Consider the following 21,471-nt stretch of genomic DNA (forward strand, 5'->3'; position numbering starts at 1 on the left):
CGCCTTGCTTAGCTGTAATCGATCGAGATCATGCCCGTTTTCGCTCGCGAGAATCGGGAGCAATTCGTCACGCAGTTCACGACCGACGCCGGTGTCGCGGCGACCTTGGCTGCGATCGTGGCGGCCGTCTGCGGTCCCCCTTTCTGCAGCACGGTGAAGACGCGTCGCTCGAAGTCGGACATCCCGTCGTCCGGAGCAGCGGTCTTAGGTGCCGCTGATGGTGCCGGCGGCTGAGGAGCGGAAACTTCTGGAGCGACAGGCCCGGGCGTTGTGTGCCCGGTTCCGCTCGCCTCTCGCCCCTTGCGAGGCTGACGCGGTTTTCGCTGCGGCTTGCCATGCAGCCGTACGTCGATCACCCGCCGAACCTTCTGGAGGGCGTCGATCTGGTTCTGCAAGTTGACTTGCTTCGCCTCGAGGTCGGCGATCTTGGCGTCGATGTCCTTCAGTTCATCTGGGCCGGCACCGCAGATCTGATCGACCAACGATGGCGAGGGGGTAGCGGTCATGGTTCACTCCGTGAAAAGGAAGGGGAGGGGACAAAGTCGGCTAGCGTGTACCAGTTGATGCAAACGGTCATCTGGCCTCCGCTTCGCATGCGAGTGATCACGCGTAGCGATTCGAGGGCGATGATCGCCTTGGTCACGACACGCCTGGCGGTACCGATCGACTTGGCGATTCGCAATTCGTCGAGCGGACGAAACTTCGACTGCAAGCCATCCCGCACGGTCCTGGCCGCCAATGCTTCCAGCACTTGTCGCATCGATCGCGACGTGGTGCCGGCGATCTTGGGGAATCTCGCCTTTTCCAGAATCGCCTGGCGGTTGTGGCAGTGAAGGGCTGCATTCATCGAGCATCTCCTGCGATGAATCGTGAAGTTCACCCTGCGGCTACTAGCAGCCGCAGGGTCGATTGACGTGGGACCTACGCGGCAACGAGATCAGCCGGGGGAGGCAGCTGGGGAACGGGAGCGGGCCGGGCAGGTTGGTTGCCGTCGGCATCGTCGCGGCGGATCGGTATTTCGCGAGGGGCTTCAATACCGAGCTTGATACGGCCCCCTGGGCCTTTCAGCACAAAGACGCGGGCATTGCCGATGGTCACTGATTGGCCGAGGTTGCGAGTAATGATCAACATGGGACTCTCCGAAAAAAGGAACGGGGAAAACGGAATGGGCATGAGCGGCTACAAGCTCCGCTCGGTGGGGACAGCCCGCATCTCGCGGAGACGCCTGAGTCCGATCTGGCGATCGCTGGCGGCCCCGACGGTGTCTTGCGGGTTGTCGGCGTTATCGAGGGCGGCGATCTGCAGCCAGGTGACCGCGTGCCACTTGCGGCAGCGGTACCCACGCATGCGAATCCCTTGGGCGGTGATCTCGATCACCAGCTTGCCGATACGTCGTCGCAGCGGCTGTTCGATCTTGGTAACGCGGCTCATCGAAATAGCCTCATCTGCTGGGCGTGATGGATCTGGGCGAAGGCAGAGGGCTGCGGAAATCGCTCGACCGCTTCGACCAGGCGGCGTTCCCGATTGGCATAGTGCTTGCCGCTGACCGATCGCTCGGCATGCCCGGTGATGATCTCGCCAATGCCGGCTCGGCCGTCCCCTCGTGAGTGCTTGTCGTGCCACGTCTCGCAGCTCTTCCGAAATATTTTGATGTTGAGGGGCGGCCGATCGCCCGTCTCCAGGTCCTGCTTCAGCCGGGCACCGGAGGCGGCGACGATGGCACGCCAGGTGGCATAGAACGAGTCACGACTGAAGGGGGCCGGAAAGATTCGCCCGTCGAGATCGAGCTCGCCGGGCGGCATGATCGATCGCAGATGCTCGGCCGTGGTTCGATTGAGCGGCAGCACGAGGGGAGCGGGTTTCTTACGGCGTTGTTTTTGGGGGACGTAAAAGAACCAGCCGGCATCATTCTGGGCACTTCCTTCCGGAGCTGGGGTCTCCGCTTCCCAGCTCACTTGCCGCCAGGTGAGGGTTCGCTGGTGGCGGCCGTAACTCCAAAGCTCCTCGGTCCGCTGTCCGTAGTTGAACTGCAGGACGATGAACGCTCGCCAGTAGGTCGGCGCTGAATGTGGGAGCGATTGGCCATGGCGATCGACGGCGGGCCACTGGGCCACGTCGCACGCCTGGTAGAGGGCGTTGACCTGGTCGTAGGTCAGGTAGGATTTCTGGGCGGCCGCTTGGTGCTCGAGCGGCTTAATGCGGGGCGGGCTGTCGTGGGCGTCATGTTCGCCGGCGGTGGCCAGGATCGACTGGATGGAGCCGACATGTTTGTTGGCGGAGCGGTTGGTCGAGGCGATCTCGTGGGCGAGCAGCCAGCTCCGCCAATCCCTCAGATCGGTGGCGAATATGGCCGAAATCGGAAGTACCGGATTACTTATCCGGTACTTTTGCTGCCACTCGAGCCAGCGCGCGACGTGCAGGCGATAGGTGGCGATGGTATCGGGAGAGCGTCCCTGCTCGAGCAGCTCGGGCTCTTTGTGCTGGGTGTAGAACTGGGGGAGAGAAAGGGATCGGATCGCGTGCGAGCGGTTGCCCTGGTTTGGGATCCGGCCGGCGCCCCAGCCTTCTGTCTGGGCGCGCACATCCAAGAGAAATCGCGGCTGCGAAATCATAGCGCATCATCCTTTGACATCTTCAGCGCAGCGACCAGTCCACCGGTCACGGCATGAAAAAGCCCGCGACAGGTCAGGGCAGAGCCTATCGCGGGCACAACGAAGCCAGCGCAAGCGCGACGGCTCGAAACGTGTTTTGAGTTGTGCCCTGATTAACGGAGAGCATCCGAGCCAGAAATGGCCGAGACGCCGGCGGTTGACTCACCGACGATCATTTAGAAAGCCGGCTTGTTGTTTACGCCGGCCAATTTACACGAGCACGTAAAAATTGCAAATGGGATTTTTACGACTTCGAATCTTTCTGCAGATTTGGGTTTCCACGCGGGCGTGGCGCGAAGTGCTCTAGGTCAGCTCGAAGGATGTACTTACGACCTCTTTCGTCGATCGCTTCGAGCTGTCCGCTTCGGATGTAATGTCGAACGCATTCTTCGCTCTTGCCAAGAATTTCTGCCGCTTCTTTTGTTGTAGCGTAGTTTTCAAATGTTGACATTATCATGCCTTCAATTATAACGAGCACGTAAAAATTGAAACGCAAAAGAAGCCCGCTCCGTTGTAAACAACAAGCCGGGAAGGTTTGTTCGGAGCGGGCCACTGACTCGTCGAGTTGTCATACAAACGCCGGTTAGGGGTTTGCTCGACGAGACAATTTTCGATCTGAATGCAACAATCGAGATCTCCAAACACCCCTTGTTTTCAGGGTGAAAGTGATCTCGATTTGAAGTGGGCGATATTGGATTCGAACCAACGACCCCTGCCGTGTGAAGACAGTGCTCTAACCAACTGAGCTAATCGCCCGACGTATTTAACTTGTAAGTCGGACTTTACGTCCGAAAGGTTCGCCAGAATCAGGCAAGTTCCGATTTCTCCGAACTCGACGATTGGGGTGGGGGCTCGAACTTAGGCGCCGAGGCCTCCTCGAAATCGTCGTAGTCGTCGAACTGCGCCGGCGAACTCTTGGAACTATACCCGCCGTTGACCGAATCCTCAACCTCCCTTGTGGCATGGTTGAACTCGTTTTGGATATCGGACAGGCCGCGTTTAAAGTCGCCGTAGTGCTTTCCAAGGGTTTTCGCCACGCCGGGGAGGTTCTTGCCAAACAAAAGAATGGCAATAACTCCGATGATGGCCATCTCCTGGAAGCCCATCGAGCCGAAAAAGCCCAGTAGTGCTGCTGATGTGCCTATTTCATGCAACATGGTGATGATCTCTCAACTCCATGGAGAAGCGACCGCCAAAACCGCGGCCGCTGGGTCCATTGAATGCTTGCACGGGAAAAAGAAGAACGCCGAATCGAGCTCGCTTAGTGCGTTTCACTCTTTTCGTGGTCGGAAGTATCGTCCGACTGATCGTTCATTCCCCGCTTGAATTCGTTCACGCTCTGTCCCATGCTCCGCATCAAACCGGGCAACTTGGACGAGCCAAACAGAAGCAAGCAGATCACCAGGATAATGGCGAGTTCCTGGACGCCTGGCATACCAAAACCGAGCATCGCTAAATCATTCATACCGATCATGCTATATCCTCACACTCAAATGGAGAGCATTGAAAATACACGCAAACAAGTCGGCGAAAGCGAGCCAGCACCCAGGAGGGTCTAACCAGAACCAAACTCGTGCGGTTCCCAAGACAGAAAGCGGAAAGTGTTAGATTGAATTCCGACTCCCTATTCTATGCAGGGAGCCATCTATGTCAAAGGGATGAAATTCGCCCCATCCCCAAGGCTACCGCGGAATTGCGACCGATGGTGACGGTTTTTCGGCAACGCGCGGCTCTTCAGCCTCTAATTCCCGGTAAATCGGCAGGTAGCGGAAGTAGACTTCCAGCGAAAGAGTTGCCATGGCGGTCGAGTAGACCCGGCCTCCGTAGCCCCCCCAACGACACCTGGGGTCCCAGCTTCCGGTCAAATGACCATCTTTCCGCTGCATCTCCAACAGCTTCGGTTGCAGCTTGTCGGCCCATTTTCGCCAGGCGTCGTCCTGCATCTGATACATGGCCAACGTGCCGTAGTACCAATAATAGAGGTCGATATCGGCCTGGGCGGGCTCGTTCAGCATGACAAAATCGGTCGCTTCTTCGATCTGCCGGGGGGAATTCTCGATTCCTAAAAAGAAGCGGCACGTCAACGCTTCGGCAGTCATCGTGGGGTTGGCTTTCTCGCCAGGGCGATAGGCCGCCAAACCATGCGAAGGGCCAGCCGAGGCCTGATCGAGAAACCGCGTCATCAGTTCGCGGGTCTGCTTATCGATCTCGATTCCGGATAGGGCGGCGCTGTGCAACGCCAAAACCTGCCAACCAAACTGGCTCATGTCTCCCTGATCGCCGGGACTATATCGCCAGCCGCCGGTGCGTGGATGCTGGGCCGTTATGGTGTAAGCCAGCCCGCGATCGAGAAACGGTCGGATGCGTTCGTCCTTAGTCATCGCGTACGCCTCGCTGATCGCCAGCAAGGCCATCGCGTGGCAATACATCTTGGCGTACATCCCGGCCTGACCACCCAGGCAGCCGTCGTGCTGCTGATGGTTCACCAGGTACTCGAGCGCCTTCTGAACGCAGATTCGGTGTTTGCCTTCCAGATGTGTGTGTCCCTTGCCCAGAAACGCCAGCGTTGCCAGGCCGGTGATTCCCATGTCGGCATTGTTGCCAGCCCCCTGACGATCGTGACCGGCGACCTTGTTTTCCTGGCCGGCACCATGCTTCACCGCATCCCAGCGGCCATCGTCTTCCTGATTGGAAGCCAACCATTCGAGCGCCGAGTTAACCGCCGGTTCGATTTCCTTCGAGCCCCCCATCATCTCGATCCACGCACTCGAATCTTCCACAACGCGAGCCTGCATGATCAGTGGCAACGGCTGGGTGTCCATCCGGGTACGTGTGGTGCGGGGCAAAGGCAAATTGCGAGCCGCCATTCGGCTGGCCCACAACTCTTGCATTTGATTGCCCTTCAGCGAAGCAAGCGTCGCATCGAGCGCAGTCGAACTTGTCCGAGCACCTTCTCCGCGAGCCATTGCTTCTAGCTGGTTAGTCGAAGCCAACAGCTGATCGCGTTCCCCTGGCAATGCATCGGCGGCTTCGGTCGAGTTGATCGGATCGCGAAGCATCTGCAAATCGTTCGACGGATCGGTTGCCATCTCGGTCGGCTGTGGCAGGCTACGAAGCTGCGGCATGGCAGACTCGATTCGCTCTAACTGCGGCATCGGTAGCGGAGCCGGCATGCTCTGGGCCTGGGCGGTTGCGGAAGGCGTCGCCGGCGGAGCAATCGCCTTGGCTTCCAGCGGCCTGGCGTTGTTCTCGGCTTCCAGTTGCGGACCGGTGGCTGGCAACTGGCTTTCCGCGATCTGTTGCGGTGGCAACTGCGGTAGCGGCAAGTCCCACGGTCGCTGCGACTCGCTTGGTTGCGGCAACTGAGGCATCGTCGGGGCAGGGCGGTCGAGGGCCGGCATATCGACCCGTTCGAGCGGCGTCATCAGCCCTTCAACCGGCGCTGGCGACATCGCCAGTTGATCCCAAGGCTTGACTTCCTTCTGTGATTTGGAATCTTCGCTTGGCTGAAATTCGATCTGGCTGAGACGAATGTTCAGCGGTGCCGAAACACCCGGCGATGGAGGTGCGAAGAGATCGGTGATTTGGGCATAGGTCATTAGCAGAAGGTGCGCGAAGATCGACAACACGACACACTTCGAGACCGGGCGAGCCTGCCCCCAGCGCGTCTGCATCAAGATCAGCAGCGACAGCGTAATGAACGCTAAGCCACCCCAAAGGATGCCCCACACGACCTGTGAGGTGGTTTGGCTCATTTCTGCAATCAGACCGAGCGAACCTCCAGGCACAGGCTACCTCCGTTCGTTCGCAAGACGAACCGAAATAGCCATCTCGGCAATCCCTGCCTGCCGGACCGTGGTCAGCACCGTGGCAACTTGTTGAAACGGAACGTCGCTATCGCCGCGTACCAGAACACCAAGATCCTGGTACTGTGCCTGCGAGGTGGAGAGTTCCGTTTTCAGATCTTCCAGGCTGACGACCTGGGTTCCGAGCATCACGCGGCCATCGCGGAAGATGTTGATCACCTTCTTTTCCGGCGCGGCGGTCAAAGCCCCAAGATCGTTGACTTGCGGCACGTCGAGATCAACCGAACGTTCCATCTCGGTGAACTTCGATCCCACCATGAAGAATATGATCAACAAGAACAGAATGTCGATCATCGGCGTCAGGTTCAGCGCCGGAGCGTCTTCGGGGTGCGTTTTAAGCGGCATGACCTTCTCCCTGACTGGGCCTGGTTAAGCCGCTTTCGCGGTGGATCGGCTGGCACGACGCGACGCCGGTTTGCGTTTATCTTTCCAACCGTCCGAGGCGATCGCATTGACCACATCCTGACTGTGGGCGTCGATCTCGAGGATCAAACGATCGACCCGCCCCGAGAAGAACAGGTACGCGATCAACGCCGGCAGAGCGACCGTCAAACCAGCCGCCGTCGTCAGCAGGGCCTGGCTGATACCGCTGGCCAGCAGTTCGCGCTGACCGGCCGCTTCGCCCTGGGCGGCAATCGCATTGAAGGCACTGATCATGCCGAGCACTGTCCCGAGCAGCCCGAGCAGGGGACTGATGGTGCTGATCCCGTTGAACAGTCGCAGGTATTGGCGAAGACGCGACGTGACACGCTCGCCAGAGTCGAGAATCGCTTGCTCGACTTCAACGCAACTGCGTCCCCATTTTTTGACCGCAGCCGCGAACACTTCCGCCACGGGGCTTTGGTTTTCTTCGCACAAGGCGAGGGCCTGATCCTGGTCGAGACGACCATCTTTGACTTGTTCGATGAAGCGTTTGACGAAGGGACGCGGAATCACGCGACCACGACGCAGGCTGATTGCTCGTTCAAAAACGAACACCATCAGAATGATCGAGCAAAGCCCGATCGGATACATCAGCAAGCCGCCATCACGAAAGACCTGCAACAGGTTTTTCGTGGGGATCGGGTCCCCTTCGGTCAGACTTGGCAGCGTCGGCAGTGGTGCCGGTTGCCCAGGCCCTTGAGCCCACACATCCGCGGCGAAGCAGCTCGCCACGATCAATAACAGCGCACCCCAAGCCAGAGACCGGTAAGTGATTGAGGCGCGAATCCATTCTACCCCAGAGATGGTCATTTATTTGGTCCTTGTTGTTCCTTCTACCTGAGCTTGCTGGGTGCGTTGCCGCACGACACTCAGCCGCAGTTCCGCCTCTGGGGCAAAGGGCGTCGCTTCGTAGTCAGTACGTACTTCCGTGTAGTACTGGCTCGCTTTCTCCCAGTCCTCTTGGACTTCGTGGCACTTACCAATCTGCAGCAGAGCAGCGGCTTGCCACTTCGAGAAGTTTTCGTAATGGGTGGCAACCTTCGCGTAGGCACGGATGGCTGCGTCGTAGTTCTTTTGATGGAAGTAGGTTTCGCCGATCATCCACTGAGCCATCGCAGCCGTTTCGCTTTGGCCGGCGACGTTCGACTGGCAAACCTTGTTGTAAGCCGCCCGGGCTTCCTGGAACTTGCCTTGGCGTGCCAGGCAACGTCCCATCAGGTATTCCAGTTCGTGGACCTGCGAGAACTGGGGATAGTTCTTGCCGATTTCGACGGCTCGCTCGTAAGCGAGATCCCAGTTCCCCTGATGGGCCTGGATCTGAGCCAATCGCATTTCAGCGACCGGCAATGTTTCCAGCGGACGTCCCATGTTCTCGGTCAGCATTTGCTCGAAACGCTTTTGGGCGTCGGCAAACTTTTCGCTACGGAAACGGGCTTCGCCACCCCAGAACATCGCCATGCTATGCAGTGGTTCGTCCGAGATCGAATCGGCGACTTGATCCATCTGCGGAATCGCAGCTTCCCAGTTGCCGCTCTGTACTTCGACCTGTCCCAGCATATAGCGACCAAACATGGCCACCTTGCTTTCGGAGTTCACTTCCAGCAGCTTCTGCAGATACTTGCGAGCTTGATCGAGCTTGCCCGCTTTTAGGGCCGCTTCGGCCAGACGATAGGTCGAATCTTCCCAGATGGCACCATCCAGGAATCGCTGATGGATCTGCTGGAACGCTTCGAGGGCTTCCTTTTCCTTCTTCTGATCGAGTCGGACCCAGGCCAGACGGTACCAAAGGTCTTCGGCAGCCAAACCAGCCGGCGGATTCTTGGCCATATCGACGAGGATCACTTCCGCTTCGCTATCCCGGCTGAGCTGATCCAGGATGGTCGCACAACGCAAACGAGCATGGGCGGCAAGTGGATCCTTTGGATGATGTTCGGCCAACTGGCGATAACGGGTCATCGCCAAATCGACGTCGGTTGCTTCCAATTGCTGAGCTTGCTGGAACAACGCTCCGACAGCCAAAGGACTGCCAGGGTTCTTTTCCATCAACTCGTCGAGCGTCTTGTTCGCGGCGTCAGGATCGGCCGTCGCCAGTTGGCACCAGGCCAAACCGGCCAGACCTTGTTCGATGAAACGCTCTGGGTTGTCCCCTTGAGCCATCTCTTGATAAAGCGATTCGGCCCAGGCGATCTCGCCCTTGCGATACGCCGTGCCAGCGATGTGCGAAACTTCGGTCAGGTAGTTGTCGACCGAGAGTCGCGAACGATCGACCTGGCTCCAGGCCTGCTTGGCATCGGCAATCCGATCGCAGTGGAGCAGGGCATTGGTACTTCGCAACTGGGCAATCGTGCGATGCTCGGAAGTCGAGATCTCTTCGATCGCTCCATTCAAAGCGGCAACCGTGCTGCCCCAATCTTCATTCTGACTGTGGATCATACCCAGCAGCATCAGCGACATACCACGGTAATTTCCATGGCGGTCGGCGGCCGTGTCGACGATCAACTGCTTTGCTTCTTCGGTCTGTTTCAAAGCGAACAGCGAAACCGCTTTCAGGTAGACGTAACGATCGGCCTGACTTGCTTCGCCGTCGAGCTCTGGGAAGGTCACGGCCAGGACCTGGAGAGCCTTCTGGTGTTCGTCCTTCTGCTGCAGCGCGGAGACGAGAGCCAGTTGAGCTCGAACCGTTAGTGCGGTGGCTGGCGTGCACTTAGCCAGGCGATTCCAAGTCTTTTCGGCCTGATCCAGGTTATCCTGCTGCAGGCGAATATTGAGAAGTTGATAGAGTGCTTCGTCGGTCCAGGTCGAGTTCGGCCAGGTTTCGAGCTGATCTTGCAGGACGGCAACGGCCTGGCTGGCGTTGCCTTGTTCGATGGCAATCTTCGCGATCAGATAGTGGATCTCGTCCTGGAAGTCGGGCAGTGCCTGGGTGGTTTTGAGCGAGGTCAAGCGATCCAACGCATTCGGCCAGTCACGCACCTGATAGTAAGTCTTGGCAATCCAGAAGCTGGTTTGATCGTTCAGCTTGGGATCTTGCGTCGCTGCCAACTCGAAACGTGCCACGGCGCGGCGGTAGCTGCCTGCCTTGAATTCCGCGATACCGGCTTCGAGTGCGATCGAACCGGCCGGGTACTTGCCTGGCAGTTCTTTCAGGTCGATCAGCAACTGTTCGTAAGTGAGGCCGGCTTCCTTCCAGCGATTCGATTCGCCATAGGCCCGGGCCAACCCGAGTCGCGATTCCGCCGTGGTGGCAGGCGAAGCGGCCAGCTTGACCGACTTGTTGTACATCAATACCGCTTCGTCCCAGTTCTTCTGCTTAGCAGCGATCTCGGCGAGGTATGGATAGATGTGGGGAGTCAGTTTGCTCCCTTTATGTTTCGATTGGAATATCTCGAAGGCGTTCTTTGCGGCATCCAACTGATTGTTCAACGCATAGCACTCGGCCACGCGGAACTCGGCATGCTCGGCAAAGCTGTGTCCTGGTGCCTTACTCAAGAAGAGCGTGTAGGCCCGCAGGGCTTCGTCGTGACGATTCAACTGAATCAGCGACTCGCCGCGATAGAAGTGGATCAGTCCGATACGTTCGTGATCGGGATGATCCACCAGGAACCGGTCGAACGAATCGACCGCCTGACTCCAATCGCCTCGCGAATAGTGAAACGACCCCACGCGATACTGCTCGGCAGCATCTTCGGCGAAGGCCATAGGACTCCACGTCGCAGCGAGGGCGAGAACGGTAATCAACAAATGCTTATGAAAAGGGGGTTTCATTCCTTGAACCCGTGCGGCAGTCTCGATCCTTGAGAACTGAATGCTAGTGTTGCGGCGAATCATATCCGCAAGCGTCGCCTCAGGTGAATAGCGGTCCCCAACCAAGAACGGGACCCAACCTGTATCCTTGTTAAAAATCGACCTGCCTGAACACCGGAGTTTACCTGAATTGCCCGACGGATCTTCGATTTCAGAGATCACCGTGAAAACCGAAGCTAACGCTAGCGATCGACTGCGAAATCATCCCACTCTCAGGACGTAATCTGCCAGCACATTAGATTCTCGATTGATGATCTGTGCGTGCTCTATGACAGCATAAAAAAAGCAGCCCATGGAATTCACCACAGGCTGCTTCGCTGGAGAGCTCGGTTTGCTGGCAAGCTTATTTCGCTGGCAGCTCTTTGATTCGCAGGTTCTTGAACTCGACTTTGTCGCCATGTCCCAGGAAACCGATGTGGCCGGTTTCGCGATCCAGACCTGGATGCTTCTGGCCATCGAGAGTTGGCTTGCTGCGGATTTCATCGAGATCGACGTCAAGGATCGTGGTACCGTTCAGCACAACAGTGATCTGGTTGCCGTCGACGGTCACTTCCTGATGGTTCCATTCACCGATCGGCTTCTGGAAACCACGCTTGGCTGGAGCCAAGCCATAGAGCGAACCGTGATACTGGTAAGGGGCCAGCTTTTCGTAGATCTTCGCTTTGTTATCGAGGATCTGCAGCTCGAAGCCGGCGTAGGCAGCGTTGCCTTCCAGCGGAGCACGGATGCCGAGACCATTGTTGGCACCTTCGGGAAGTTTGAAATCAAACCGCAGTACGAAGTTCGGGTATTCCTTCTCGGTGTAGATGTTGCCACCGCCAGCGGTCGGATCGCAAACGATCGCACCATCTTCGACTTTGTAGCCAGCCGTGTTACCGACCCAGCCTTCGAAGTTCTTACCGTTGAAGATCGAAACGAAGCCCTCTTCGGTTTCCGCGGCCGAGGTCAGCGAGGCAGGCAGGGCGACCATCAGGCCCAGAACAAGTGAAGCCAACAGTTTTCGCATAGTGTGGTTCTCGTCAGGAGGTGTGAGATTGGAAGGCAGGATCAGAATGCCTTCTTATTCTGCACGAGATATCAGGTGCCGTCAAAGTAGTTCGTGCCCTCATTTTTAACCTTTACGACTTCGTTTTCGCTAACACACCAGCCCCATGCGCAGCGGCAGCTCAGACGAAGGAGGTGATTTGCCACGAATAAAACGGAAGCGATGCGTTTAGTCGGCGCGGGAACGTCGCCAGGCACTTGGCGTAACATCGCGCATCTTGCGGAAAGCGCGGTAGAAGGTCGAGAGTTCAGCGAAACCACACTCGAACGCGATCGAAGTGATCGGCCGATCGGTCGTTTCGAGCAACTTACAGGCATGCTCGACGCGAAGTTCCTGGACGTAGTTCAACCAGGTCTGGCCAGTCACGCCACGGAACAACTGCGTAAATCGCCGTCGCGGAATACCGACACTACTCGAGGCTTCGTCGATTGTGGTGGCTTCAAAGAAGTGTGTGTCGAGGTGGCGGATGTACGCGACCATTTCGTCGACGCCTGGCTCTTGCGACAGATCGGCCAAGCCTTCGGTCTTCTCAACGCGATGGTTGGCGATCAGCGAGAGGATCTCCAGCCCGTTGGAAACCATGGCCAGCGGAGTCAGCGGGCTGTTCTGTAGTTGCTGATACAACAAACGGCGAAGGCGGCGTTCGATCCGCTGAGCAAAGTGAGCCTGGCGAGGGAGCAGCCCCAAGGGCAGGGCCGAGATAGCCTGAGGATCGAACGTCAACAACGATCGATGCACGCACAAGACATAGCACGAGATCGGCGAATTCGGCGAATCTTCGATCCGGTTCTTTCGCCCAGGCAGCACCACCACCATATCGCGGGGGCTTACTTCGTAACGATCTTCACCGACATGAACCGACCCACTTCCGGAAATGACATACAGCACCTTCACGAAGTCATGGACCCGAAACTCCATTTCAAAGTCGGGACCGTGATGACTTTCCAGGATAAGCACACCCCACGACGGAAGGGTCTCATCCAGAGGGCGATTTGTCAATGAAGGGGTCAAATTCAGCATGGGCCCTAAATGGCTCGATGGGGAGTAAGTTTCCCTAACCTGTTTCAAATCGGGATTACTATAACCCAGATTAGGCGACAGATGAAACATCGAGGAAACGTTTTCCGGAAGATAAATCGCCCCTGTTTACGAAAAAAGCGTCGCATCCGCGGGGGATACGACGCTCTTTTGGGGATCAGATTCCGACCGGGCCTGAACTACAGAGCCATTTGGGTCGGACCAACCGGGCCTGGCAGGTCTTCTTGGACGTTGCCAACTCGGTGGAGGTGGTTATGGTCGATGTAGATGACCTCTTGGGTGTCCTCGTCACGCAGGGTGTGAGGGAAAGGCCAGCCTACTCGGACGATTTCGGTGTAGTAAATCGTGCACTTGTAGTGAGCGTGGTGCAGTTGAACGGGACCAACCAGTGGCATCACACGTGGAGGATCGACGTAGTCGGCGATCTTTTCCTTCTTGATGCGGACGTTGTTCCGCTGCACTTCATGCAGGAACGGCAGGCCACCCTGAACCGGGCGAGCACGTTCCAAGGCACGCATCACTTCGTCATCACTTGGCGGATCGAGTGCCACATGCGGAGCACCAGGCGGAATCGCTGGCAGAACCGGGGCACGATCGTATCGCTCGTGATCGTGAAACTCGTCTTCCTTCTGCTTCATATGGTAAGGAGAGACGGGAATAGGAAACAGCAGCGGGCCAAGATACGGCCCCTGGGTCGTGCAACCAGTGCTGCTCATGGCGGCCAACCCGACACCCAAGATTAAGCTGAGCTTCAGAATGCTTCGTTTCATCGTTTTCCTCAATGCCTTCCAGGGCGATTTAGGGCTGGGCCCCTATGAATCCGACCCACCGGACAACCACTTCCTCCATGAAGTGGGCGCTTATCTGTACTTAGTTATCGTGTGAAGCTGTAACAAACTTGCGGCTTTTTCCGGCTGGTCCGAAATTTCCAGCAATGATGCCGCTAGCTTGCCTTGCTCCACCTGCTATCCATACCGCTGGGCGGCCTGGGCGAGCCTCTGGCAGCTGGCGCCCAGGCAACAAAAAAGCCTCCGCCGAGTCGCGAAGGCTTTTGAGGGGATCGGATGTGCCAAGGCTTGCCCGCAGTCACGAGCGAGCCCTGGCCTCTCTTCTTTAGAAGGAGTTGTGACGGCGGGCCTTGAAGTCCAGCGTCCACCAGCCATTTTTCCATTCCATTTCGACCTTACGCCATCCCAGTGGGACTTGTGGGTAAGGATAGAATGGGCCGATGTATGGCCAAGCCTGTGGCGAGTACTGACGTGGGTAGGTCACCGCGGCGTAGTTCGGATGAGCCGCGTAAGCTGGCCATGCGTAGCCAGGCATACGTGGGTGATCGTAGCGAACTGGGCGGTAGTAACCACCGTAGCCGTACTGGGCTGGGTAGTAAGCTGGAGGAGCGACCATTGGCTGCTGGGCAGCGTTCATGTTCGCGTTCATCGCAGCGGCGTTGTTGTTGTTCGCGGCAACCTGGTAGGCAGGTGCAGCAGCCGGCATTGGGCGTGGTTGAGCAGCCGGAACTGGCTTCAACTGACGCAGTGGCGCGGCAGGTGTTGGTTCGCCAGTCATTGCCGACTGATCGGCACTTGGGCGTTCTGCACTCGCAGGCATGACCGGCGAGAAGCTGAAATCGCCCTGCGGTTCCAGGGTGACTTCTTCCAGCATCTGCGGAACGGCAGGGACCTGCTGAGCGTAAGCTTCTTCGATCACTGGCTGCGTTGCAGGTTCCAGCGAAGGAGTATACTTAGGAGCTGGCTGGGTGATATCGCCAGCAGCCAGATCGCGAGGAGCAGTAACTGGGCCGGCCAGTTCTGGACCACCAGCGGTGCCTTCGATCCGGATGCCATCGACGACGCGGGCAACACCCGAGACGCGACGAGCAACGTCGATCGCCATGTCGTGCTGTTCTGGGCTGGAAACATGTCCTTCCAGCAGCACAACCCCTTCTTCAACTCGCAGACCAATATTAAAGCCCTTCAGGCTTCCTTCGGCTTTCTTGGCTTGCAGCTGCTTCACAATGGACTGGGCAATTTCGGTATCGCCACCCATCGCGATCGCAGGCACAGCCATAAAGGCAGCCATGATCGCCAAATGCATTAGACGTGACATCGTCCCCCCTCCTAGGAAATTCATCTTCACGCGTTGATTGCTGTAAACCCGGACGTTCTCGGTTTTGCTACGGGAAGCAGGAGAAGCCGGAATCGCTTTTCAATCGAACGGTATCTGCCAGTAATGACGCAGACACCGATCACAACGGTTCTGCCTTCCCTTCATTCGGCTAACGATTGGTCTTAAAGGCAGTGTTTTTTCGATTTTGCCAGTTAAAACGCCCGAAACTCGCCGCCGAATCTTACGTAACCGGAACAACCGGCGCATTAAAAAAGCCCTCGCAAACCAGGGCGAGGGCTTTGATATTTTGATCGAAGCTTAGTGATGCTTCGCTTTCTTGTTCGACATGAAGTCGAGGTACCAGTAGCCATCATCCCATTCCAGGGCGACCTTCTTCCAGCCTGGCGGGATCTGTGGGTACGGGTAATAAGAACCCGTGTACGGCCACACAGCCGGAGCCTGTTGAGGCGGATAGTTCATCGCACCAAAGTTAGGATTGCCACCGTAATTTGGTTGGGCGTATCCCGGCAGGTTCGACTGATGGTGGTGCTGGAACATGCCATGGTGGCCTTGCCCAGGTGGGCAGTAAGCCTGGCCGTAGCCTTGTGGCATGGCAGCTTCGTGATTCACCAGAACCGATTGCCCTGCGGCTTGCGGCATCATCGCCTGCTGCTGCATGGCTTGTTGCTGCATCGCCTGCTGTTGCATGACGTACTGAGGCATCGGCATGCCTTCTTGCGACATGGCTGTCGCTGGCAATGCGAAGGCACCCAGCACCAACGCGAATTGAAGGACCGACAAACGCATCGCATTCTCCCGATAGTGCGCGGCATAACTTGCGCGAAACCGAGCGTCTCAGGGCACACCTGCTGGCCATCGAAACCAGCCAATCACCACCGCTCGGGTCATAGACATAAATTGACCTAGAGGGTGTTTCGGCAAAAAGAAGCTGCCGAAAGAAGGAAATTTTCCAATTCTGCCAGTCGTAACACAATTTCCGGCCGCGGGACCAACAACGACTCGCTTGATCGGCGGAGCAGGGGAGGCCGAGAAGCCGCCAGGCCCAGGACGCTAGCAGAGATGCCAGCCAGCTGAAGAATCCCGCGAGCAAGCAGGCCCGCATCGAAGCAAAGCGAGAGGCGGCCTTAAACCAAGCTCATCACCAGAAAGCAGGTCAACCGAAGCAACCTGCTTCCTGGTGATCGTATCATTCGCTTGGTGAACTAACAGCCAGAGCCTCGATTAGCGGCTCTTCGCTTCTTTCAAATCGAACGAGAGGTCGTTCATGCCGTCGGCAACGTCGACCGTCGTCGGCCAGGAGTATTGCTTGGGAATTGCTGGCATCGAGGTCTTGCTGACCTGATTCGGAGCCATGCCCCCTATCGGCTGCGGGGCCGACATCGACATCGTGCTGATTTGCACGTCATGCGAACCGACAACCGCGCCGGGAATCGATTCGCTGTATTTCAAGACATAGTGACCGTTCGAGTCGGTCGAGCCATACGAAGGACGGCCATCGGCTGGATAGAACGTCACCTTGGCATTAGGCACCGGCTTACCGTTATCCAGAACCGTTCCTTCCACCTGGCCCACCTTCGGACCAGCTGGTCCGAAGCAGCCAACCGCTGAAACCAGGACGGCTACTGCCAGGAACGCCATTGCAGGACGAAATTTGCCATTCATCGTGTAGATACCAGAGAAACAGATATAGATGGAAGCGAACTCGCACATTCGCTGGCCTGGGTAAAAACCGAGGCCAGCGAAACGCGAAGGGAGAAAGAATCCGTAAGAAACCGGAAGGAAGTGCCTGGACGTCGATCCGCTCCAGGCACACATGCCTTCGATTACTGGTTGCCCTGGACGTTACCGTCAGCTCGGTCCATCAGTGCGGTGTAGTTTCGGAAGCTGATCGTATCCGGAATGAAGCGAACCGAACCGTCGGTCATCGCGAACTGGGCACCACCTGGATGGGCGGAACGGAAAGCGGTGTTCACCCACGACTCGGTGTTGTCAAACCAACCACCGGTGCACCACCATTCTTCCCCCTTGTAGTTGATCGGGAACTCGGTAACTACGTGGTTCGAGATACTGACATCTGGAGTACCGGTACCGCATGACCACAGGCCGCCCGAAACTCGCGAAGCACGCGAATCTTTGTGATCGTTGTACGAGTTTTCGTGGAAGTCTCCCTGTTCGCCCAGCATGACGGTGTTCGAGGTTCCGTCGGTGACGTCCTTGAACCCGATCGTTCCGCCTGGGAACGCAGGAACTGGGTAGTCGCGATACTGCATCGTGATCACACCATTCTGGGCGTTATGCCCCGATCGAGCCCAGAAAGCTTCTGGATGAGGATCGAGCGTACCACCGATGTACGTGGTTCCGCCGTTGCCGGCATAGTCGGTCACCTGAATCGGAATTTCAGCAGGCGAACCGAGCGCCTGGGTACCGCCATTTACAGGCCAGGTCAGCTCGTTCGGCAGCGGGCTCGATGGACAATTGAAAACTGGAGCTCGCATGTTCATAGCGGCCGCCCAATGCTTGCCTGGGGCAGCCCAACCGGCGTTCACAAAGTCGAACGACGAGTTGACCATTGGGGCACCATCGTAGGCGGTCTTCAATTCCAGACCTGGCATGATGCGAACGATCCACGAAGCCTTACGGCCCCAACCTTCAGCCGTTGAGTTTTCGCCGAAACCGGAAGGTGGCAACTTGTTCGAGGTGTCGTGATAGATATGACAAGCCAATGCCATCTGCTTCAGATTATTGCTGCAAGACATGCGTCTAGCCGCTTCACGGGCCTGTTGGACGGCAGGCAAGAGCAGGGCGATCAGTGTACCGATAATGGCGATCACCACCAGCAATTCCACGAGGGTGAAACCGCGACGTTTTCGCCTATGACAGTCGATAGAAACAAACATAATAGACTCTCTCCCAGGACATCCGATGGATGAAAAATGAATAAACGGACGCCTCGCGAACGAGGCCCCAATGCATGATGGGGAAAGAACTTAGCGATTTGCTTGACGATGGGTGGTCGTCATTTGACGTTCACAATTTTGCATGAAAAATCGAACTTCGTCTTGAATGAAATCAACCTAGCCCATGCAGAATTAATACAAATTCGCACCTAAAGACGAACAATTTCACTGAGAACCAGCAGATCGGGTACGGCTAAAGAGGTTTGGATCAACCAACGCCGATTCGCCACAATTGCGGGGGAGGAGGGCGCATATCGAGCCCAATGTGCGAGAAAAGCAGCGAGGCATCGCTAAGCAAGAAAGAAGGCCCATCGGGCTAAATTGCGATGCCGAAACAACACAAGAGAAGCTGAAAGCACTCCTCAAATAAGCCAGTAGCGTTGAAAAATTGCATACTGGCCGAAGCAACGATCGCGGCGGCTTAGATATGGCGCGTCGGGCGATGGGGACCTGGCTCAAAGACGCAGATGACCGCGAGGATGACAAACACAATGCTTCCCGCCAGCCAGAATCCAGAACCGCTGGTGATCTCGTGTACTAAGTGAACCGTCAGCACTACGAAGCTGGTCACGGAAGCAACCTGAGCCAATTGCTGATTAGCGGTATCTCGGGCAAAACGAACCCAGATAACGCTCAGGATCGCACATGCGTACAAAATCGCAGCAAACCACCAAACCTGCAGTGGAATATGAAAGGGAAACATTCAGGGTCCAATCGTTGGAGCTATTTTTCGAATTCATTTCGAGAAGGCCAAGTTTTACTAAAGTCGACCCATTTTCCAAATACGAATTCGACAAGCTGGCATCCACAAAAAAAGGCACGTCCCGAACCACGAGACGTGCCCTATGTCATCTATCGACATTCGTCGTTGAAAACTATTTGATCAACTTGCCAAGCTCGGTGTCCAACTGCGAAATATGCAGGCTGCGGCTGACGACTTTGCCGTCCGGTCCAATCAAGATCATCGTTGGCAAAGTCAGCACGCCCATCTCCAAAGCGTAGCGGCTATCGAGGCCACCTTCTTCGTACAGTTGCGGCCACGACAAACGATTGGCAGTCAGAAACTGCTTCAGTTCGTCTTCCGACGAATCGAGGCTGACACCAACCAACTGGAAGCCACGAGCACCATACTTGGCCTGCATCTGACGCATGATGGCCATGTCGTCTTTGCAAGGCTCGCACCAGGTAGCCCAGTAGTGAACCAGAACAGGGCGGCCCTTGAAGGCGGACGAATCGAGGGCTTTACCATCCATCGTCTTGCCACGAATCGCGAATGGTTGCCCGACGGCATCCAGACGGCGGATCGCACCGTTGGCCTTATCGGCCAGGGCAGTGCCAGAGAACTCGCCACGAATTCGACCAAACCACTTCTTGGCATCGTCTTCTTCGCCTGCGAACTCGTGAGCGATTGCCAACTGCATCATCGCCTCAGCAGCTTCCGGGCTCTTAGGATAGGTTTCGATGAACCCTTCCAGCTTTTCGAGCCAAGCATCCTGAATCTTGGCGTAGTCTGCCTTCGGATCCTGGAACTGCAGCGCGTATTCCGCCGACATCTCGCGGAAGCGGACATAAGCCGCCAGTTCGGTCTTTGGTGCACGAGCTTCGACCTGATCGGCCAGCGATTGCAACTGATCGAGTCCTTGGGTCAACTCACCAGTCTGGATCCCGCCACTCAAGGCGTCGGCCAACTGCTTGATCCAGTTCTCTCGCATTTCATCGTCGTTGGCGGCAGCGATCACTTTCTTGATCACTTCCACACGCTGCAAAGCGATCTGCTCTCGCTGCTCAGGCGTCGCGGCCTGACCCATCTTTTGATCGAGGGTTTCCAGCGAGTTCAGGATCTCCTGCATTTCGGCGCCCATGCCCATGCCACCCTGACCAGCCGCCGGCGAACCGCTGTAACTGACCGAGAAGAAGTAGCCCTGCGTATTGGCAGCCACGTCGCCACTGCCACCGGTGTAGACCGGCGAACCGATCAAACGCCAGGCATCACCAACGCGAACCAACGTGCCAAGTTCGACCTGGCCATGCTCGCCACCACTTTCCAGCACGGCGATCGCGTTTTCGTAGACAACCAAATCCTGGGTGACGCCTTCGGCACCCGCAGGAACGACACCGGGACGCGTGGCCCCGAAGTGAACCCACTTGGTTCCCTTCCCAATGGCCTTTTGCTGACGTACCCAGGCCGAAAACTCCTGGACGCCGTTTTGAACCTTCTTAGTAACGTCTTGAGCTCGGGCACCGGTCAGGCCCAACGCCTTCAATTCCGAGTCGCTGGGCAGTAAAGCCGCAAATCGATCGGCATCGCCAGCCTTGGCCGCTTCGACCAGTTCCGCCGAGACTTCTTCGGCCGAAATCATCTTCCACTGGTCCACGACGCCATCTTCGTCTTTATCCAAACCCCAACGGGTTCCAGCCATGCCCAACCAGCGATACTGGTCTGCTTTGCCGTTGAAGTCGGTATCGATGTCACGATAGACCTCGACGCCGTCCTTATAGTACGACCAGAGATCGACCTTCTTATCGTTATTGGTATCGAGGAAGACCCGCAGCCGCTCGCCACTTGGCCCAGTCACGACCCAACCGGTCGCTTCCCCGACCTTTTCCGCGGCAATACTGCACTTCGGAATCTCGTTGGGCTCGGGCCGCTGAAAGTCGACGTTCGCTTGAATGGGCTGCAACGCTAAGGCCTGCTCAGCGGAAGGTCCGGCCGCGACGGCCGAAGAAGAGCAAACCATGCCTACGCCCAGGGCCATCGCCCATCGAGCCTTGTGACTCATCATTCCATACTTCCTTGTCTCTAAATGCCGCAAATGCTTTTGACAGCAACTGTTCATTGCTTGCGATAGCTGCAGGCAATTATCCATAAAACAGCCGGGGGAATCACCATCAGTTTTTTCGGCATCTCACTGGTGGTTTAGCCTGAACTTTTAAGCGGATTCAACCTCTATGGCAGTGTAGTTTCAGCCATTTCTAATCGCATTTTCCCGCAAGTGTCGCGAAAATGTCCAACCCCCGTTTGACAGACGCTTGGGGCTCGATAGAATTTGCTACTTCCCGTTGAGGCACTGTCCTCAACAGGGGGCATATAGCTCAGTTGGTTAGAGCGCGTCGCTGATAACGACGAGGTCCCAAGTTCGAATCTTGGTATGCCCACTAGCCTGACTTAGAAAAGTCTTCTAAGATAGGCGACCCGAGTTTAGGGGCTGTAGCTCAGCTGGGAGAGCATCTGCTTTGCAAGCAGAGGGTCGCAGGTTCGATCCCTGTCAGCTCCACTTTCGAGGCCAATAATCCAAGCGATTTGCGGCCTCGAAAAAATCTCTCGAAAGTTTTTCGAGGGGCCCTTTACAAAGCAAACTTGCTGAGTAAACTTTGGCACTTCCCCACTGGGAAACACTTTAACTGACCGCAATGAAACGGAGACCTTTGAGCTCCTTTTCATTCCGCTCAGCGGAAGACGACAAGGCCTAGCCGAGTCGAAAACGATCTTTGACAATTTGGTTGGTAGATGGCATTTTGCGTGACGAAGCGATGCCGGGTTTGAGGTTTTTGACCTCGGG

Annotated in this window: 21 protein-coding genes and 3 tRNA genes; 2 read left to right on the forward strand and 22 right to left on the reverse strand. The window is 56.7% G+C overall.

The annotated features are described in order from the left end of the window. Positions 1-8: 8 nt before the first annotated feature. The 22 genes from ABD890_RS25360 to ABD890_RS25460 form a co-directional block, all read right to left on the reverse strand. Positions 9-506 carry a prefoldin domain-containing protein gene (locus ABD890_RS25360; RefSeq protein WP_345095851.1) on the reverse strand — a complete coding sequence of 166 codons (498 nt, stop codon included), beginning with the start codon at positions 504-506 and terminating at the stop codon, positions 9-11. Further along, a complete protein-coding gene (locus tag ABD890_RS25365; protein ID WP_345095852.1) occupies positions 503-847 on the reverse strand; it encodes a hypothetical protein in 345 nt (114 codons plus the stop codon). The genes ABD890_RS25360 and ABD890_RS25365 overlap by 4 nt, the downstream gene beginning before the upstream one ends. A gap of 74 nt (positions 848-921) precedes the next feature. Continuing rightward, complete coding sequence (locus ABD890_RS25370; RefSeq protein WP_345095853.1) at positions 922-1,131, reverse strand: carbon storage regulator; 210 nt, start codon at positions 1,129-1,131, stop codon at positions 922-924. Positions 1,132-1,179: 48 nt separating this feature from the next. Further along, complete coding sequence (locus tag ABD890_RS25375; RefSeq protein ID WP_345095854.1) at positions 1,180-1,431, reverse strand: hypothetical protein; 252 nt, start codon at positions 1,429-1,431, stop codon at positions 1,180-1,182. Next, positions 1,428-2,612 (reverse strand): hypothetical protein, encoded by a 1,185-nt coding sequence (locus ABD890_RS25380; protein ID WP_345095855.1) that lies wholly within the window; start codon positions 2,610-2,612, stop codon positions 1,428-1,430. Before ABD890_RS25380 ends, ABD890_RS25375 begins: the two co-directional genes overlap by 4 nt. A 283-nt stretch (positions 2,613-2,895) precedes the next feature. After that, positions 2,896-3,108 (reverse strand): helix-turn-helix domain-containing protein, encoded by a 213-nt coding sequence (locus ABD890_RS25600; RefSeq protein WP_425548512.1) that lies wholly within the window; start codon positions 3,106-3,108, stop codon positions 2,896-2,898. Positions 3,109-3,333: 225 nt separating this feature from the next. Beyond that, a tRNA-Val gene (locus tag ABD890_RS25385) sits at positions 3,334-3,407 on the reverse strand. Positions 3,408-3,457: 50 nt separating this feature from the next. Further along, positions 3,458-3,808 carry a Sec-independent protein translocase subunit TatA/TatB gene (locus ABD890_RS25390; RefSeq protein WP_345095856.1) on the reverse strand — a complete coding sequence of 117 codons (351 nt, stop codon included), beginning with the start codon at positions 3,806-3,808 and terminating at the stop codon, positions 3,458-3,460. A gap of 104 nt (positions 3,809-3,912) precedes the next feature. Then, entirely contained in the window at positions 3,913-4,125 is a 213-nt protein-coding gene (tatA, locus tag ABD890_RS25395; protein ID WP_345095857.1) for a twin-arginine translocase TatA/TatE family subunit, read from the reverse strand. Positions 4,126-4,333: 208 nt separating this feature from the next. Next, positions 4,334-6,406, reverse strand: a complete 2,073-nt coding sequence (locus tag ABD890_RS25400; RefSeq protein ID WP_345095858.1) for a hypothetical protein — start codon at positions 6,404-6,406, stop codon at positions 4,334-4,336. Positions 6,407-6,442: 36 nt separating this feature from the next. Further along, a complete protein-coding gene (locus ABD890_RS25405; RefSeq protein ID WP_345095859.1) occupies positions 6,443-6,862 on the reverse strand; it encodes an ExbD/TolR family protein in 420 nt (139 codons plus the stop codon). Positions 6,863-6,886: 24 nt separating this feature from the next. After that, a complete protein-coding gene (locus ABD890_RS25410; protein ID WP_345095860.1) occupies positions 6,887-7,750 on the reverse strand; it encodes a MotA/TolQ/ExbB proton channel family protein in 864 nt (287 codons plus the stop codon). Next, entirely contained in the window at positions 7,751-10,705 is a 2,955-nt protein-coding gene (locus ABD890_RS25415; RefSeq protein WP_345095861.1) for a tetratricopeptide repeat protein, read from the reverse strand. A gap of 382 nt (positions 10,706-11,087) precedes the next feature. Beyond that, positions 11,088-11,750: a 3-keto-disaccharide hydrolase gene (locus ABD890_RS25420; protein WP_345095862.1), complete on the reverse strand. Its 663-nt coding sequence runs from the start codon at positions 11,748-11,750 to the stop codon at positions 11,088-11,090. Between the two features lie 207 nt (positions 11,751-11,957). Then, complete coding sequence (locus tag ABD890_RS25425) at positions 11,958-12,899, reverse strand: helix-turn-helix domain-containing protein (protein WP_345095863.1); 942 nt, start codon at positions 12,897-12,899, stop codon at positions 11,958-11,960. 107 nt (positions 12,900-13,006) lie between these two features. Continuing rightward, a complete protein-coding gene (locus ABD890_RS25430) occupies positions 13,007-13,597 on the reverse strand; it encodes a hypothetical protein (RefSeq protein WP_345095864.1) in 591 nt (196 codons plus the stop codon). 343 nt (positions 13,598-13,940) lie between these two features. After that, entirely contained in the window at positions 13,941-14,933 is a 993-nt protein-coding gene (locus ABD890_RS25435) for a BON domain-containing protein (protein WP_345095865.1), read from the reverse strand. A gap of 318 nt (positions 14,934-15,251) precedes the next feature. After that, positions 15,252-15,740, reverse strand: a complete 489-nt coding sequence (locus tag ABD890_RS25440; protein WP_345095866.1) for a hypothetical protein — start codon at positions 15,738-15,740, stop codon at positions 15,252-15,254. 435 nt (positions 15,741-16,175) lie between these two features. Next, entirely contained in the window at positions 16,176-16,616 is a 441-nt protein-coding gene (locus tag ABD890_RS25445) for a carboxypeptidase-like regulatory domain-containing protein (protein ID WP_345095867.1), read from the reverse strand. Between the two features lie 161 nt (positions 16,617-16,777). Then, positions 16,778-17,851 carry a DUF1559 family PulG-like putative transporter gene (locus tag ABD890_RS25450; RefSeq protein ID WP_345095869.1) on the reverse strand — a complete coding sequence of 358 codons (1,074 nt, stop codon included), beginning with the start codon at positions 17,849-17,851 and terminating at the stop codon, positions 16,778-16,780. A 481-nt stretch (positions 17,852-18,332) separates the two neighbouring features. After that, on the reverse strand, positions 18,333-18,614 hold the full coding sequence (locus ABD890_RS25455) for a hypothetical protein (protein ID WP_345095870.1): 282 nt from the start codon (positions 18,612-18,614) through the stop codon (positions 18,333-18,335). A gap of 172 nt (positions 18,615-18,786) precedes the next feature. Continuing rightward, positions 18,787-20,694, reverse strand: coding sequence for a redoxin domain-containing protein (locus ABD890_RS25460; protein WP_345095871.1), 1,908 nt, complete (start codon positions 20,692-20,694; stop codon positions 18,787-18,789). 299 nt (positions 20,695-20,993) lie between these two features. On the opposite strand from ABD890_RS25460, the gene ABD890_RS25465 reads away from it, so the two are divergent. Both ABD890_RS25465 and ABD890_RS25470 read left to right on the forward strand, forming a co-directional pair. Beyond that, positions 20,994-21,067 (forward strand) — tRNA-Ile (locus ABD890_RS25465). Between the two features lie 46 nt (positions 21,068-21,113). Further along, a tRNA-Ala gene (locus ABD890_RS25470) sits at positions 21,114-21,186 on the forward strand. Positions 21,187-21,471: the final 285 nt, after the last annotated feature.

It is taken from the genome of Bremerella cremea (assembly GCF_039541315.1).
Taxonomy (GTDB): Bacteria; Planctomycetota; Planctomycetia; order Pirellulales; family Pirellulaceae; genus Bremerella; species Bremerella cremea.